The following is a 16465-nucleotide window of genomic DNA, read 5'->3' on the forward strand; positions in this document are numbered from 1 at the left end:
ATGCTTAATGCCGTTGGCAAACATCTAACGCAGTTCGCTAACGGCAATGTGGTCCATATCACCGAAGACCTGGTTTTCACCGACCATGCCCCAGATGAAGGTGTAACGTTTAGTGCCTACACCTGAATGGATAGACCAACTTGGTGAAATAACGGCCTGCTCGTTATGAACCAGCAAATGGCGAGTTTCCTGCGCCTGGCCCATCATGTGGAAGACTGCTGTTTCTTCGTCCATATCAAAGTAGAAATACACTTCCATGCGTCGGTCATGGGTATGGCAGGGCATCGTGTTCCAGAGATTGCCGGGTGCCAGCTTGGTCAAACCCATGGTCAGTTGGCAGGTTGGCAACACATCGGGCACGATGTATTTATTGATAGTGCGACGATTACTGGTCGCGTCATCACCCAAAGTTTGCGGTGCGGCCTCTGCCAGTGTGATCTTCTTATTGGGATAAGTGGTATGCGCCGGCGCGCTGTTGTAATAGAACTTAGCCGGTTTGCTGCTCTCAAGGCTATTAAAGGTGACTTCTTTCGCACCTTTACCGACATACAGTGCTTCTTCATTACCGATTTCGTAAACCTGCCCATCAACAGAGATAAGGCCCGGCCCGCCAATATTGATAACGCCTAGTTCACGGCGCTCCAGAAAATAACTCACACCTAACTGCTTGCCTACTTCATCACCAATGCTGACCGTTTTCTCGACCGGCAAAATACCGCCCACAATGATTCTGTCGATGTGGCTATAGGTCATGGTGTATTCATCTGCGACGAAAATATTCTCAATCAGAAATTCACGACGCAGACCTGCGGTATCGAGTTGCTTTGCGTGGTCACTATGAATGCTTTGACGAACTTGCATGTCGGTGCCTCTCTTTCGGTTCGGACCGGTGTTTCTTTTGATGTGGTGATGATAGTATTTGCGGGAAGTTAATTCAATAAAAATGAAATGATGTTTTATTATTTTTTGAGGGGCGTCATGATTTTTGGATTAATTATGATCAAACTGCGGATTTTGGCCGTAGAATGGGCCGAATTCAGCGTAAAACTGTGACTAGGCTACAGCAGAAACTATTTTGCATAATAATGAGGAGAAACAATGAAGATGTTCTTTATTAATGATGAAACGCCTTGGGAAGAATTAGGCAATGGCATTAAACGCAAGGTCATGACCTGGAGTGATGATCTGATGATGGTTTGTGTTCACTTTGATAAAGGTGCTATTGGTGTGGCGCACAAGCATGATATTCATGACCAGATTGCTTATGTGGCTGCAGGTAGCTTCGAAGTAGAAATCGAAGGGCAAAAACGTATTTTGAAGGCCGGTGATGCTTATCGCGCGGTTAAAAACGAGATGCATGGTGCGGTATCACTGGAAGACAACAGTATTTTGATCGACACCTTTAATCCCAAACGGGATGATTTCCTGTAAAACATATTCAGGCGGCTGGGTATTCACTTCAGCCGCCTTGATTAACGCCACATTCATTAGCCCCTGATAACATCATCGTCATCTAAAGTAGCCGTGGCGAAATCGCTCATCACGAAATATCTTCTTTACGTAACTGTTCCAGCGACTCCAACTGTATATCCGCTAATACCCAACGAGGATCGGCCCGATATTCCTTTGTCGGGATAACAATAGAGCGCATACGAGCGGCTTTGGTGGCAATCATCCCATTGACTGAATCTTCCAGCGTGACACATTCCAGTGGGTCAACACCCAAGTCAGATGCAGCATTCAAATATACTTCTGGATGCGGTTTGCTGTGCGGCAGGTATTCTGCTGACACCAGACGGTCGAAGTATTTTTCAATATTTAACATCGCCAGGACGCGTTTTTGCATATGCAGCGGAGAAGCTGACGCCAGACCAATTTTCAACCCTTGTGCACGGCATAACTCCAGTGCATATTCCACTCCGGGTAATACCGGTTTGGTTTCTTCCACTAAATCTATCGCGCGGGCAATAATACGTTTGCACACTTCAGCCTGACTTGGCCCTTGCCATGGCATAGATTGGAACCAAAGTTTCACCACTAAATCGATGCGCAATCCAAGAGTATCGGGTAGGGAGTCTCTCGACGAGGTATCCAGCCCCAGTTCGGTAAAGATATCAAGCTCAGCCTGTAGCCATAACGGCTCCGAATCAATTAGCAAGCCGTCCATATCGAAAATTGCGGCCTTAATTGCGTGAGGGGTCGCCATTTATTATTTCTCCTGTTTGGTTTCTAGCTACGGATAGAACACTCTATCATTGGTTCATCGTGATTGAACCAGCTGAACACAATTCTCTGTCTTTCTTACAGTATAATTTATTAACTTAATGATATTGCGTTGGATGAGCTAGGCTTGAATTTGCATGAATCGTAAGAACATTCGCAAAATTCTGCACAAGTTCGGAGTGTAGCGGGTAAACTAAGGCCACATAAGTTGTGGTATTTACAAGGAGAAGTCATGACCTATCAACAGGCTGGGCGTGTCGCTATTATCAAACGGATAGCCGGGTGGCTCGTATTTATTCCAGCACTGCTGTCAACATTGATTTCAATTATCAATTTTGCCTATCAATATAGTCAAAAAAGCACCGGGATTAATGCGGTTATGCTGGATTTTATCCACGTAATGACCGATATGATCCGCTTTAACACGACTTTTCTGGATATCTTCTGGTACAACTCGCCAGTGCCTGATTTCGAACAAGGGTTTTCAGCATCGAACATCATGTTCTTTATTATTTATATGCTGATTTTCGTGGGTTTGTCATTGCAGGCATCGGGTGCGCGCATGTCACGACAAGTCCGTTATATTCGTGAAGGCATCGAAGACCAAATGATTTTGGAACAGGCGAAGGGCAGTGAGGGGCGAACTCGCGAGCAATTAGAAGAGAAAATAGTCTTACCGCATCACACTATTTTTTTGCAGTTTTTTACCTTATACATTCTGCCACTAGTGATAGGTGTGGTGTTTTATTTTGTCATCAAACTGTTAGGGCTGATGGCTCAGGGGTAATAATATTATCCAATATCGCTGGTGCATCATGATGAAAAGGCCCGTCACTCAGGGCCTTTTTGCTGTTTATTCATTTGAAATTGAAACAAATTAATCTATTGAAAGAATTTTCTGGTCAGTGACCTCTCATACTCGTCTTGTCCTCACAATATTAAGTCAGTGATTCCCTTATGCTGTAGCACTATTTCCTCTGTTACATCAGTCAAGTCATGAACGTTTTTATTTCAAAGAAAATGCGTAATTTTATTATTTTGGCCCAAACAAATAGTATGGCTAAGGCGGCTGAAAAATTACACATGACCGCTTCACCTTTCGGTAAGAGTATTACGGCCCTGGAAGAGTTGGTGGGATATGCGCTGTTTACCCGTAATGAAAAGAGCATCAGTTTAAACAAAGCGGGGCAGGAGCTTTATCAGGAATTATTCCCTATTTATCAACGGCTATCGGCTATTGATAACACCATTGTCTCAATGTCTCAGCGGCAGAGGAACATCGTCATTGGCATTGATAACACCTATCCCACTATCATTTTCGATCAGTTATTCAGCCTCAGCGATAAATATGATGGGGTAACAGCTCAGCCTTTTGAGTTCAGCGAAAATAGCGTGATAGATGATTTACTCGACAGGCGCGTGGATTTTATTATTTCCCCACAGCAGGCTTCTCCCCGGGTAACACATATTGATAGTTTGCAAACCACTGAGCTGCCATTACTGCGACTCGGCTTTTTAGTTTCGCGCCGTTTTGAAAATTGCCAATCATTGGAACTATTGAATACGCTGCCGTGGCTGCAAATGCGCTTTCAGAATCGGGCTAATTTTGAATCCTTATTAGATGCACATTTCCGTTCCATTGGGATTAACCCGACCATTATTTATCGCCCTTACAGTTTTATGGCAAAAATCAGTGCGGTCGAGCAGGGGCAATTCCTGACCGTCGTGCCGCAGTTTGCTTATAAACTGGTGAATCCGGCAAAACTTAAATATTTCGATGCGCCAAATCAGCCCATGTATATGCGCGAGTATCTCTATTCACTCAAGAATAATCACCATATAGAACAAGTCATGGGCTATATCCATTCGGATCGTGATAGCGATTAAGGCACCAGCATGGAACCAAATTCAAATAAGTTTTGATGTAGCCGAAATGCCTGGGTCAGGTCGTGATGTAAATGTCCCCCTTTGGCCTGTGCCAGGTATTGATGCAGATAGTCGCGATACATCGGATGGGCGCAGTTATTGATAATTGCCACAGCGCGTTGCATCGGCGACAACCCACGCAAATCTGCAACACCTTGTTCTGTAGCAATAACTTTGACACTGTGTTCACTATGATCAACATGAGTACACATTGGCACAATGGTGGAGACTTTTCCGCCTTTGACGATAGAGGGGGCCATAAAGATGGAGAGATAAGCATTGCGCTCAAAATCGGCGCTGCCGCCAATACCATTAACTAATTCAGTACCCGCCACATGGGTTGAATTGGCATGGCCATAAATATCAAACTCTAATCCCACATTGAGGGCAATTACTCCTAACCGGCGAATGATCTCCGGATGATTAGAAATCTCCTGTGGACGCAAAACAATCCGGCTGGCAAAGAAGTCCATGTTGTCATAGATTTTTTTCAGTGTGATAGGTGAAATTGTTAAGCTCGAGGCACTGACACCCAGCACTTTTTCTGTCTCTAACAACTGGGCCACTGATTCCTGGAGCACCTCGGAATACATCATAAACGGCGGAATGTCGGGGTTTTCCCCAAGGCGTTTCATCACTGCATTATTGATGTTGCCGACCCCACTTTGCAGTGGAAGAAACTCAGGTGGAATACGGCCTAATTTCAGCTCATTCAGCAGGAAACCCACGACATTGTCGGCAATTTGTTCACACAATGGGTTTTCGCGATCAAGGCTATTACTGGCATCCGGCAGCTCAGTTTCGACAATGCCGACAATCCTGGCTGGATCAACCTGTACATAAGGTTGGCCCACCTTATCCAGAGTATGGAATATCGGCAGAGTATTGCGCCGGGGCGGAGCACCCAGCATAACAATATCGGCCAATTCGGCGACCCGAGGGCTGTGATAATGATTTAATTCGATGATGATTTTCTTGGCTTTATGCAAAAACACCGGTGAGTTGCCAATGCCGCTGGTGAGATAAACCTTCCCATCGGCGGTGATGGCTGAGGCCTCAATCACTGCCACGTCAATATCACCAAAGAAACCATAGTTAACCATTTGCGCCACTTCACTTAGGTGCAAATCAACAAAGCTAACCGAGCCTTGGTTAATTTTTTCCCGTAAAAGTGAGGCGGTTTGATAAGGCGCACGCCACACTACAGCCTCGGCTGCGGCTAATTCATCATCAGCCTGAGCACTGATTGATGCGCCAGTCAGTAAGCGGATTTGAAATTCTTTCTGCTGTTGGTGGTGTGCTATAGCGCGTTTGGCAATGGCCGCGGGCAGCACTTTGGGCGCTCCTGCCGGGGTAAAACCACTGAACACCACCATATTCCCATGCTCGATACACTCGGCGGCCTCATCAGCCGTCAATCTGCAATATGACCGTTTCATAGAGAAATCCTTTAGCTGCTCAGGGTTAACGTCCAAGAAAGTTAGGTTTACGTTTCTCCATAAAGGCGCTCATACCCTCTTGGTAGTCATGGCTGTCGTAGACCGCGCGGCGCATGCCTTGAATGCGTTCAAACTCATCGGAATTCATGGTATGGGCTTCCCCTAAAACACGCAGTTCTTCTTTGATCACGGCAATTGCCAGCGGCGCTTTTTCAGAAATAACGTGCGCCAGTTTCAGGGTGAAATCTTCCAGTTCGCTGGGTTCCACCACATGGTTAAGAATGCCCACCGACAAGGCGCGTTCGGCAGTGATAGGTGCGGCGGTAAAAATCAGCTCTTTGACAATGTGAAAACCGGCATCACGGATAAGGTTGTGGATACCCACCAGGTTATATGGCACGCCCAGATTCACGGGGGTCATGGAAAAGGTCGAATTACTACAGGCAATAATGATATCTGAACTCATGATCATCTCAAATGCACCGCCCCAGACACTGCCTTCAACCATTGAGATGATCGGTTTAGGATATTTTTGGATAGCGCGGGTGATTTGGCGTAACGGGTCGTCATAGGACAGCGGGTCACGTCGGCCGGTAGGGAGTTCGTGAATATCATGGCCGGCAGAGAACACTTTTGAGCCTTCGGCGGCGCGCAAAATAATGCAACGGATATCGGTATTATTGAGGTCATGCAGCGCTAACATTAAATCATCCATAAACACTTTACTTAATGCGTTCAACTTGCGGGCGTGGTTGAACTCAATAATGCCAACCCGATTGGCAATCAATACTTTGACATACTGATAAGACATAATTGTTATCCCTTTAATTGAAAATTTTTTGCGTAATAAAATGAGTGACAGTGCTAATGCCGGCCCGAGGCGAAATTTGATTTTGTTGTAGCAGGGCTTCCATTTGCTGATAGTGCTGGTGGATATCGGGGCGGGAAAACAGGGCTGCCAGCGCATTTACCTCGATTTGGTGGCGAACCCAATCGACATTCTGTTGCTGACGTAACGTTGCCAACTGCCCGCTTTGGGTCATCACCGGCCAAAAGGTCTGAATTGCCTGCCAAACTTCGCGAATTCCCCGTTTTTCCAGAGCGCTACAGCTCAGCACTTGAGGTTGCCATGCCGGGTATTTTCGGCGGATGATATTCAGTGCGCTGTGGTACATATGGCGGGCAATATCGACATTGATATGATTCTCGCCATCATCTTTATTGATGACGATAAAATCAGCCATTTCCATAATGCCTTTCTTGATACCTTGCAGGTCATCCCCCCCTCCGGCAATTTGCAGTGAGAGAAAGCAGTCCACCATTGCGGCAACTTCAGTTTCTGATTGCCCAACCCCGACGGTTTCAACAATAACGATGTCATAACCTGCTGCTTCACAAAGTAAAATCAGTTCGCGGGTACTCTGACTGATGCCGCCAAGATGCCCCCTGGAGGGGACGGGGCGGACAAACGCATGCTCGGCGCGCGACAGATTCAGCATGCGGGTTTTGTCTCCCAAAATGCTGCCGCCGCTGATCGGGCTACTGGGATCGACCGCAATCACCGCCACTTTGTGGCCTTGTGCCAATAACTCCTCTCCCAGCGCTTCAAGAAAAGTGCTTTTGCCCGCTCCCGGAGTGCCGGTGATGCCAAGCCGTCTGGCTTGCCCGGTGTAGGGCATGATGTTGTCCAGTAACCGGGAGCTTAATTCTTGATGTTGGGGCAGGGTGCTTTCTGCCAGTGTCATGGCTTGCGCCAATGCAGCCCGCTCCCCTCGGCGTAAACGCTGGATGTAATCATCCAGATTGTTGGCATTAATCATGACGGGCACTGATCAGTTTCAAGACATCACGCACGCTGGCTAACATCGGGGTGCCCGGCCCATAAATAGCGGCAACACCGTGCTCACGTAAGAAGGTGTAATCCTGTGGAGGAATAACACCACCGGCGACTACGCAGATATCCTGACGATTGTATTGGCGTAATGCCTCGACCAATTCAGGGATCAAGGTTTTATGGCCAGCTGCCAGTGATGACGCACCGATGACATGGACATCATTTTCAACAGCCAGTCGGGCGATTTCTTCCGGTGTGGAGAACATGGGGCTAAGATCGACATCAAAGCCAAGATCAGAATAGGCACTGGCAATCACTTTCGCGCCACGGTCATGGCCATCCTGACCCATCTTGGCAATCAGAATTCTTGGGTGCCGGCCATTTTGTTCAAGGAAGTGCTGAGTTTGTGCGAGGATTTGATCAAACTCTTGTGCATCGTTTTCATTTTGATGATAGCTGTGGGCAATCACCCCGGTTACGCATTCGCTTGGCACCAGATAGCGGTCAAACTCGGTCTCCATGGCATCTGAAATCTCCCCTAACGTTGCCCGTAATCGTGCAGCTTGCACTGCCGCTTCCAACAGGTTTTCATTATGCCCGGCAGCATGACGCAATTGTGCCAATGCCTGCTGTACCGCCGCATTGTCACGACGGGCGCGGATATCTTTCAACTGGGCAATTTGTTCATTGCGCACTTTGACGTTGTCGATTTCCAACACGGGTGTTTCCGCTTCTTGCTCTAGCTTGTATTTATTCACCCCGACAATAACCCGCTTGCCCTGATCAATCAGTGATTGTTCACCCGCGGAGGCTTCTTCAATCATGCGTTTGGGTAACCCGACCTCAATCGCTTTGGCCATTCCGCCCACATCATCAATTTGTTGAATAATTTTGCGTGCTTGTTTGACCATTTGGTCGGTCAGTGACTCGACAAAATATGAGCCTGCTAATGGGTCAATAGTCCGGCAAATTTCTGACTCTTCTTGAATGATAATTTGCGTGTTACGCGCAATACGTGCAGAGAAATCAGTGGGTAAGCCGAGGGCTTCATCAAACGCGTTGGTATGCAAAGATTGGGTGCCACCGAGAGTTGCCCCCAGCGCTTCAATAGTGGTGCGAATGATATTGTTATAAGGGTCTTGCTCGGTCAGACTCCAGCCTGATGTCTGGCAATGGGTGCGTAGCGCCAAAGATTTAGGGTCAGTGGCACCAAATTGGCTGACCGCTTCACTCCAGAGATAGCGCGCAGCACGTAACATGGCGATATTCATAAACAAATCCATGCCAATGCCGAAGAAGAAGGAGAGGCGCGGGGCAAAGTCATCAATATTTAAACCAGCTTTCAGCGCAGCTTTGATGTATTCAATGCCATCGGCGATAGTAAAAGCTACTTGCTGTACACAGTTAGCCCCGGCTTCCCCCATGTGGTAGCCACTGATACTAATGGTGTTAAAGCGCGGCATATTTTGTGAACTCCAGGCAATAATGTCTGAAATAATGCGCATGGAGGGTTTGGGCGGATAAATATAGGTATTGCGGCACAAATATTCTTTCAGAATATCGTTTTGAATAGTCCCGGTCAGTAGCGCCGGAACCACACCTTGTTCTTCAGCGGCGACAATGTAAAACGCCATAATGGGCAGCACTGCGCCATTCATGGTCATTGAGACCGACATTTTATCCAGCGGGATTTGGTCGAATAAGACTTTCATATCCTCGACACTATCAATTGCCACTCCCGCTTTCCCTACATCACCAGAAACGCGGGGATTGTCGGAGTCGTAACCGCGGTGGGTAGCCAGGTCAAAGGCAACTGAAAGCCCTTTTTGCCCCGCAGCCAGATTTCTGCGATAAAAGGCATTTGATTCTTTAGCGGTTGAAAAACCAGCATATTGGCGAATGGTCCAGGGTTGCGCTGCATACATTGTGGCCCTTGGCCCTCTGACGTAAGGTGCCATGCCGGGCAGGGAGCCAGTGACTTCTAACCCATCAAGGTCACTGGCGGTATACAGCGGTTTGACCGCAATACCTTCCGCTGTGTTAGTGACCAGGTCTTCGACTTTTTTTCCTCGCCGATTGAGTTCTTTATTAGCAAGGTTTTCCCACTCGTGGATATCTACCATTCTACGGCTCCCAATTATTGGCAATAGAGTCCCTATTAAGGGGGTGATATTCCCTTAATGAAGGCTCTTGATTTTATTTAAGTAAGCGCTTTTTAACGGGGATTGTCGCTGGCAAAAAAGAACAGGGTTTACGGTCATTATTAGACGGAAGGAATGCATCTAATATGTGGTTTGGTTCATACTTTTTTAGAAAAAGTCATATATTGCGGAATATTGGTGGCATAAAAAAGCCCCCTGCGAGTTGGATAACTAACTCGCAGGGGGCTATTAACGGACGACTAGCAGACTAAATTTTTTCGGGATGCAGTAGTTGCTCCACGGCTTTCTGCGCATTAATCCAATGTTGACCACCAAATAAGTTGCTGCGGTTCAGTAGGTAATAAAGTTGATAAATAGGCTGGCGTTCAATAAAGCCGGCAGGGAGTGGCCAGATACTCTGATAACCGTCATAAATTTGTGCAGGTAATGTTGGATAGAGTGGCAACATGGCAAGGTCACATTCGCGGTCGCCCCAATAACAGGCGGGATCAAAAATAACCGGCCCATTGGGGCTGGAGGCACAGTTTGCCGGCCACAAGTCGCCATGCAACAGTGAAGGCTGCGGCTGATGGCTTTGTAAGCGTTCTTGCACCAGTTGGGTTATATGGTCAATATCGCCAAACGACATGCCTTTCTCGGCGGATAATTGTAATTGCCAGCCGATACGCTGTTCAGCAAAAAATTGCGCCCAGCGGCGTTGCCAACTATTGGGTTGTGGCGTGGTGGCTAAATCATTATCAAAATCCAGCCCAAATTGAAGTTGTTCACTCCATTGGTGTAAATGGGCTAACTGTTGCCCCAAACAATAGGCACCGTGAGCATCTAATGGTTTAAGCGGAATATATTCGAGTAACAAGAAGCTGTATTCACGATCACTGCCTACACCATAGACTTCAGGTACTCGGACAGTCTTGCTGCGAGCTAATAGAGAGAGTTGATCTGCCTCGGCGGTAAATATTGGCAGCATCTCACGGGTATCACATTTGACAAAAACCTCAGTGTCACCATAGCTAAGGCGCCAGGCATCATGAATATCTCCGCCGGGCAGTTCGGTTCTTTCTCGAATTTCAGCGGGCCCAAGATATTCACTTAACAGACGATTCACTGCTTGCCACATGATATACCCCCTATTAGCTGCCAGTTATACCCTTCATCTTATTAAAGAGTGGTTCGCTTGCTGCTGACCTGTAATCCAATGCCCTGAATACAGAATATTAGGTTAGCTTTTTTATAGTGCATAGAACAAGAGCCTATGCACAGAGGATACCCATGCCGGATCAAATAAAAGACGGATTGAGCTAATTATTTAGGATATAGCGTAAAGCTCAATTTATTATAGCAGGTTACCTTTTGGCGCGTTTTCAACACTCTCATCTTTGGCCTTTAAGGCTATTGGATGGCCTTTAGTTGGTTTGATGAGGTTGTAAATAAGCGCAATAACAAAGAACAGTGCCTGAATAATGACAATACATGGCCCCGTAGCCCCATCAATATGGAAACTTATCAAGGTGCCTAATACGCACGCCACCACCGAAACGACAGTAGCCACAACCAACATCTGATCAAAACTGCGACACACCATAAAGGCGATAATACCTGGCGCTATTAGCATGGCAATAACCAAAATAACACCTACCGCTTGCAATGAAGCCACGATAGTTAATGCCAGCAAACAGAGTAAGCCATAGTGCAATAACTTAACCGGTAGCCCAATGACGCGGGCATGGTTTGGGTCAAAACAGTACAGCATGAAGTCTTTGCGTTTTAATAGCACAACTAACAATGTGAAGCCGGCGATCCAGAGCGTTTGTTTCAGTTCCGCTAGCGAAATCCCCAGCATATTACCAAACAAAATATGGCTCAGGTGCTGATCGGTATCCATGCGAGAAAACAACACCAGACCGAAAGCGAACATGCCAGAGAAGACAATCCCCATAACCGTGTCTTCTTTAACCCGACTGTTTTCTTTTAAATAGCCCGTGGCGACCGCACAAAAGATCCCCGAGACAAAAGCACCGATAACCAATGGGATACCGAGCCAAAAGGCCAACACTATGCCCGGTAACACGGCGTGCGATATGGCATCTCCCATTAATGACCAACCTTTTAATACCAGATAGCAAGATAACACCGCGCACACCACGCCGGTGATAATCGCGGCGACTATCGCCCGCTGCATAAAAGGGTAGGCGAAAGGTTCGCTCACCAGACTGAAGAATGTGTTCATGCATTATCCTCCGGGTGAGAGGCCGCAGGGTGGCGGCGCTTCTGACGCGATTGATAGCGCGTCGCCAATAAACCGTGTTTGGGGGCGAAGAAAAAGGCCAGTAGGAACACGACGGTTTGTAAGGTGACGATAACCCCACCGGTTGCGCCATCAAGATAGAAACTGAGATAGGCACCAAAGGCACTGGTAAATGCGCCGATGGCAATCGCTATCACCAGCAAACGGCTGAAACGGTCTGTCAGTAAGTAGGCGGTGGCACCCGGTGTCACGACCATAGCAATTACCAGAATCGCCCCAACTGTTTGCAACGCCGCCACTGTACAAGCACTTAATAAGGTGAAGAATAAAATCTTTAAGCGCAGTGGTGACAAGCCAATTGACATGGCATGACTTTCATCGAAGAACACCGCCAGTAAATCTTTCCAAATCAGACACAAAATCACAAAAGAGATCAAAATAATGATTTCGACTTGCAGCACATCTTCATCGGCTATGCCCAAAATATTGCCGAAAATGATCGACTGCACATTAACCGAGGTGGGATTGAGCGAAACAATGAGCAGCCCGACCGCAAAGAAGGTAGAGAAGATAAAGCCGATAATGGCATCTTCACGCAAGCGGGTGATATGGCGTACTAAGGTCATTGCCAATGCGGCGAGCATACCGGTAAAGAATGCCCCCGCGGCATAGGGCAGGCCGAGGGCATACGCGCCAGCGACGCCGGGCACCACGGAGTGAGAGAGCGCATCTCCCATCAGCGACCAGCCTTTCAACATCAAATAAGCAGATAAGAAAGCGCAGACGGCACCAACAATCGCGCTGACCCAAATGGCCTTGACCATGTAATTGTAGTTAAAGGGTTGCAGTAAGATTTCCAGCATCAGGGATTGCTCTCCTTCGACTGGCTTTGTGCCGGTGGATCATTTTTGGTATGACCATAAAATACCGCTGGGCGCTCGTCATCGGTGATGACTGTCACGGTACGCGGGTCATTATCGTCGTGCAGCGTGTTCCCCGACAGGTTGATATGGCGCAGTACGCCACCAAAGGTCATTTCCAGATTCTTTTGAGTAAAGGTGGTTTCTGTTGGGCCTGCGGCCAGTACGGTTTGATTAATCAGAATCACATGATCACAAAACTCCGGCACGCTGCCGAGGTTATGAGTGGAAACCAAAATCAGGTGACCTTCATCACGCAACGCTCGCAACAAATCTATGATGGCATTTTCTGTTTTGACATCGACACCGGTAAACGGCTCATCCAGCAGCAATACAGTACCTTGCTGGGCCAGCGCTCGCGCCAGAAACACGCGTTTTTTCTGCCCGCCGGACAGTTCACCTATCTGACGTGAACGCAATGCGGTTAATCCGACCCGTTCAATGGCCTTATCGACAATCGCTTTATCTTGGCGACTCGGAATGCGCAAGAAATTCATTTTTCCGTAGCGGCCCATCATGACAACGTCTTCGACTAATACCGGAAAATTCCAGTCTACATCTTCCGTCTGCGGAACGTAGGCGATGGTATTTTGCTTTAATGCATGGCTAACTGGCTTATTGCTCAGCTCTACTTTACCCACACTGGGTTTCACTTGCCCCATAATGCTTTTAAACAGGGTCGATTTACCGCTCCCGTTGACACCGACCAGTGCACAGATGGTGCCGCCAGCGAGAGAGAAACTGGCGTCGTAAATGGCAGTATGCCCATTGTTATAGGTGACAGTGACGTTATCCACTATCAGCTCCGGGCGGACAAAAACAGCAGTGTTCATTGACCAAATCCTTTCGCGATAGTTTGCACTGTGGTGTTAATCAAATCGATATAAGTAGGAACGGGTCCTTTCTCATTCGATAAAGAATCAACATATAACACCCCACCGTATTGCGCACCGGTTTCTTTGCTGACCTGCCTGGCGGGTTTATCAGAAATAGTGCTTTCACTAAATATTACCGGGATTTTATTGGCGCGCATGGTATCAATGACACGACGCACCTGCTGCGGTGAACCTTGCTCTTCAGCATTGATTGGCCATAAATAAACCTCTTTGAAACCATAATCTTTTGCCAGATAGCTAAAAGCGCCTTCACTGGTGACGAGCCAGCGCTGTTCTTGCGGAATTCGGGATAAGCGCTCGCGCAGCGGGGCATCCAATGCCGCAATTTTTTCTGCGTAGGCTTTGGCATTGCGATTGTAAGTCTCAGCATGAGCAGGATCGTGTTCGACCAGTGCCTTGCGAATATTTTCAATATAGATCAATGCGTTTAATGGTGACATCCAGGCATGAGGATTAGGGATGCCTTTATAAGGCCCTTCGCGAATGGGGAGTGGCGTGATGCCATCAGTCACCACCGCCGAAGGAACATCTTTAATATTTTCAAAGAAACGCTCAAACCAGCGCTCCAGATTCATGCCATTCCATAAAATCAGGTCTGCTGACTGTGCTTTCACGATGTCGCGCGGGGTCGGCTGATAGTCATGAATTTCAGCACCGGGTTTAGTGATTGATTCAACAATGGCCGCATCACCGGCGACATTTTGCGCGATATCCTGAATAATTGTGAATGTTGTCACAATTTTGAATTTTTTATCTGAATCGTTTGGTTGATTTTTAGCCCATGCAGAAGTGTTCATCAGCAATAAAATTGCAACGACGGTAAATAAGGTTATGGCAGGTAAAAAACGAGGCGTAAAGCCGCTAATAACGTGCAGGTAGGGTATTTTTTGCTTAATAAACATGGCGATGTTCCCTTTCTTTAAATGAAAATGATTATCAATATCATTAGCGATGAAGTCAAGCCTTGCCATACAATAAACTAAAACTTACCGATAGTTACCGAATATAGCCTGATCATTATGTTGATAATGGTCAAACTGGGCCAAAAAATCTATTTGGACGAGGTGACAACTTGTATATGCTACCAAACGGCTTATCAGCACGGGGAATACTGTGAATCCAAAAGTCGGTTGCCTAATGGCAATTTTATTGCTGGCGGGGTGTGCGAAACAAACCCCTCCACCGCAAGCAAATAACGGGTGGCTGAAAAAAGCACCTGAAGGTGGTTTCCTTAATGCACCGAAAAGCAGCGCAGGTTCAAGTACAGTTGCGTATAGCGATGTAATTAAACAAGCAGCCAGCCATTATGGTGTTGATGAAACTTTGATTAAAGCCATTATCCAAGTGGAGTCTGGTTATAATCCTGATGTAGTGAGTACCTCAAATGCCGTGGGGTTGATGCAAATTAAAGCCTCTACTGCGGGGCGTGATGCGTACCGCATGAAAGGGCGCAATGGTCAACCAAGTTCTGGCGAATTAAAAGATCCGGTGAAGAATATTGATATTGGGACGGCTTATATCAATATTTTGCAAAATCAGCAGCTAGCGGGAATTAATGATCCGCAAACATTGCGTTATGCAACCATCGTTTCTTATGCCAATGGGGCGGGGGCGATGCTGCGGACGTTCTCATCAGATAAACGCCTGGCAGTGAATAAAATTAATAGTCTTAGCCCGAACGAATTTTATCAGCATATACAGAAGAAACATCCGGCCGCACAAGCGCCACGTTATTTGTGGAAAGTCGATACCGCTTACCGGGCGATGTCAGAATAATATTAAAACGCTAACCGATGTCGTATCAGTATCAACATCGGCTAGCGTTTCTTTTAAGCTATTATCGCGTTATGCAACCACCGGGTGGTAATTGGTAATAATATCCAGCACACCATTAATAATAAATTGCACGCCCATGCACACCAGCAAGAACCCCATCAGTCGTGAAATTGCCTCAATACCACTCTTACCGACCCAACGCATAATTGCGCCTGAACTGAGCAATGAACCCCATAAAATCAGCGAAACGCTGAGGAAAATCAGTACCGGAGCCACAGTGACAACCCATGGGCTGAACATATCATGACCTTTTATCGAAGCAGCGGAACTGATTATCATAGCGATGGTACCTGGCCCGGCAGTACTGGGCATGGCTAAAGGTACAAAGGCGATATTGATTGATTTGCGCTGCTTTAAATCCTGTGATTTTGCTTCTAATTGAGTATCTTCCGCTGATTGCTGTGGGAAAAGCATACGGAAACCAATAAATGCCACAATCAAACCGCCTGCGATACGCAAGCCTGGAATAGAAATACCAAAGGTATTCATCACCACCTGACCGGCGTAAAATGCAATCGTCATAATAAAGAAGACGTAGATTGATGCCATCTTCGATTGATGATTCCGCTCTTCGCTGGTCATATTGCCGGATAAGCCGAGTAATAGAGCCACTGTCGTTAATGGGTTTGCCAATGGCAGCAGGAGCACTAAGCCCAGGCCAATGGCTTTAAATAATTCGAAAATACTCTGCATCAATCTTGCTCCGAAAATGACATCAAACCTACCCGATGAAAGTACAACATATCAGGTAATTAGCCGTATATCGGGCAAATATACCCGCACACCTCATTATTACTTACCTTGTCACTCTACGCGATACACTGGGTAAAAGGCTATCTCGCTTTTGTTTCGCAAAGTTATTCGTGTTAGTACTACGTCGCTGGTATCAAGGTTATTAGGTTGAAAAGGGGATATGTGATGCAGATCAAATCTCTGGCTGGCAGCAGTTGGTTCAATACCGTAGATCCAGCATATACTCGTCAT

Annotated in this window: 16 protein-coding genes; 4 read left to right on the top strand and 12 right to left on the bottom strand. The window is 46.9% G+C overall.

What is annotated here, in order from left to right; translation table 11 throughout:
- Window positions 1–24: 24 nt before the first annotated feature.
- Window positions 25–861: a 5-dehydro-4-deoxy-D-glucuronate isomerase gene (gene kduI / locus FTB31_RS17045; protein ID WP_077294101.1), complete on the bottom strand. Its 837-nt coding sequence runs from the start codon at window positions 859–861 to the stop codon at window positions 25–27.
- Window positions 862–1098: 237 nt separating this feature from the next.
- On the opposite strand from kduI, the gene FTB31_RS17050 reads away from it, so the two are divergent.
- Entirely contained in the window at window positions 1099–1431 is a 333-nt protein-coding gene (locus FTB31_RS17050; RefSeq protein WP_005170147.1) for a cupin domain-containing protein, read from the top strand.
- A 109-nt stretch (window positions 1432–1540) separates the two neighbouring features.
- Here FTB31_RS17050 and hxpB read toward each other — a convergent pair whose 3' ends face one another.
- On the bottom strand, window positions 1541–2206 hold the full coding sequence (hxpB, locus tag FTB31_RS17055; RefSeq protein WP_077174632.1) for a hexitol phosphatase HxpB: 666 nt from the start codon (window positions 2204–2206) through the stop codon (window positions 1541–1543).
- Between the two features lie 249 nt (window positions 2207–2455).
- Here hxpB and FTB31_RS17060 point away from each other — a divergent pair, with 249 nt between their 5' ends.
- Window positions 2456–3010 (top strand): YniB family protein, encoded by a 555-nt coding sequence (locus FTB31_RS17060; RefSeq protein ID WP_050077561.1) that lies wholly within the window; start codon window positions 2456–2458, stop codon window positions 3008–3010.
- Window positions 3011–3219: 209 nt separating this feature from the next.
- Window positions 3220–4110 (top strand): LysR family transcriptional regulator SrsR, encoded by an 891-nt coding sequence (srsR, locus tag FTB31_RS17065; protein WP_050077562.1) that lies wholly within the window; start codon window positions 3220–3222, stop codon window positions 4108–4110.
- Here the strand turns inward: srsR and FTB31_RS17070 are convergent.
- From FTB31_RS17070 to yfeA, 9 genes are all read right to left on the bottom strand, one after another.
- Window positions 4107–5588, bottom strand: coding sequence for a succinate CoA transferase (locus FTB31_RS17070; protein ID WP_050077563.1), 1482 nt, complete (start codon window positions 5586–5588; stop codon window positions 4107–4109). The two genes, srsR and FTB31_RS17070, sit on opposite strands and share 4 nt — an antisense overlap.
- Before the next feature lie 25 nt (window positions 5589–5613).
- Entirely contained in the window at window positions 5614–6399 is a 786-nt protein-coding gene (gene scpB, locus FTB31_RS17075) for a methylmalonyl-CoA decarboxylase (protein WP_050077564.1), read from the bottom strand.
- A gap of 13 nt (window positions 6400–6412) precedes the next feature.
- Complete coding sequence (gene meaB / locus FTB31_RS17080; protein WP_227731641.1) at window positions 6413–7408, bottom strand: methylmalonyl Co-A mutase-associated GTPase MeaB; 996 nt, start codon at window positions 7406–7408, stop codon at window positions 6413–6415.
- Entirely contained in the window at window positions 7401–9545 is a 2145-nt protein-coding gene (gene scpA / locus FTB31_RS17085; RefSeq protein WP_227731642.1) for a methylmalonyl-CoA mutase, read from the bottom strand. The genes meaB and scpA overlap by 8 nt, the downstream gene beginning before the upstream one ends.
- Before the next feature lie 286 nt (window positions 9546–9831).
- Window positions 9832–10701 carry a fructosamine kinase family protein gene (locus FTB31_RS17090; RefSeq protein WP_050077567.1) on the bottom strand — a complete coding sequence of 290 codons (870 nt, stop codon included), beginning with the start codon at window positions 10699–10701 and terminating at the stop codon, window positions 9832–9834.
- Window positions 10702–10917: 216 nt separating this feature from the next.
- Window positions 10918–11811, bottom strand: coding sequence for an iron/manganese ABC transporter permease subunit YfeD (yfeD, locus tag FTB31_RS17095; RefSeq protein WP_050077568.1), 894 nt, complete (start codon window positions 11809–11811; stop codon window positions 10918–10920).
- Window positions 11808–12692, bottom strand: coding sequence for an iron/manganese ABC transporter permease subunit YfeC (gene yfeC, locus FTB31_RS17100; protein ID WP_005170114.1), 885 nt, complete (start codon window positions 12690–12692; stop codon window positions 11808–11810). The genes yfeD and yfeC overlap by 4 nt, the downstream gene beginning before the upstream one ends.
- Window positions 12692–13582, bottom strand: a complete 891-nt coding sequence (yfeB, locus tag FTB31_RS17105) for an iron/manganese ABC transporter ATP-binding protein YfeB (RefSeq protein WP_050077569.1) — start codon at window positions 13580–13582, stop codon at window positions 12692–12694. Before yfeB ends, yfeC begins: the two co-directional genes overlap by 1 nt.
- On the bottom strand, window positions 13579–14547 hold the full coding sequence (yfeA, locus tag FTB31_RS17110; RefSeq protein ID WP_227729720.1) for an iron/manganese ABC transporter substrate-binding protein YfeA: 969 nt from the start codon (window positions 14545–14547) through the stop codon (window positions 13579–13581). The genes yfeB and yfeA overlap by 4 nt, the downstream gene beginning before the upstream one ends.
- A gap of 211 nt (window positions 14548–14758) precedes the next feature.
- Here yfeA and FTB31_RS17115 point away from each other — a divergent pair, with 211 nt between their 5' ends.
- Window positions 14759–15421: a transglycosylase SLT domain-containing protein gene (locus tag FTB31_RS17115; protein WP_050077571.1), complete on the top strand. Its 663-nt coding sequence runs from the start codon at window positions 14759–14761 to the stop codon at window positions 15419–15421.
- A 69-nt stretch (window positions 15422–15490) separates the two neighbouring features.
- Here the strand turns inward: FTB31_RS17115 and FTB31_RS17120 are convergent, their stop codons facing one another.
- Window positions 15491–16174, bottom strand: coding sequence for a MarC family NAAT transporter (locus FTB31_RS17120; protein ID WP_077294086.1), 684 nt, complete (start codon window positions 16172–16174; stop codon window positions 15491–15493).
- Window positions 16175–16465: the final 291 nt, after the last annotated feature.

Origin of the sequence: Yersinia proxima (assembly GCF_902170785.1) — a bacterium.
Classification (GTDB): Bacteria; Pseudomonadota; Gammaproteobacteria; order Enterobacterales; family Enterobacteriaceae; genus Yersinia; species Yersinia proxima.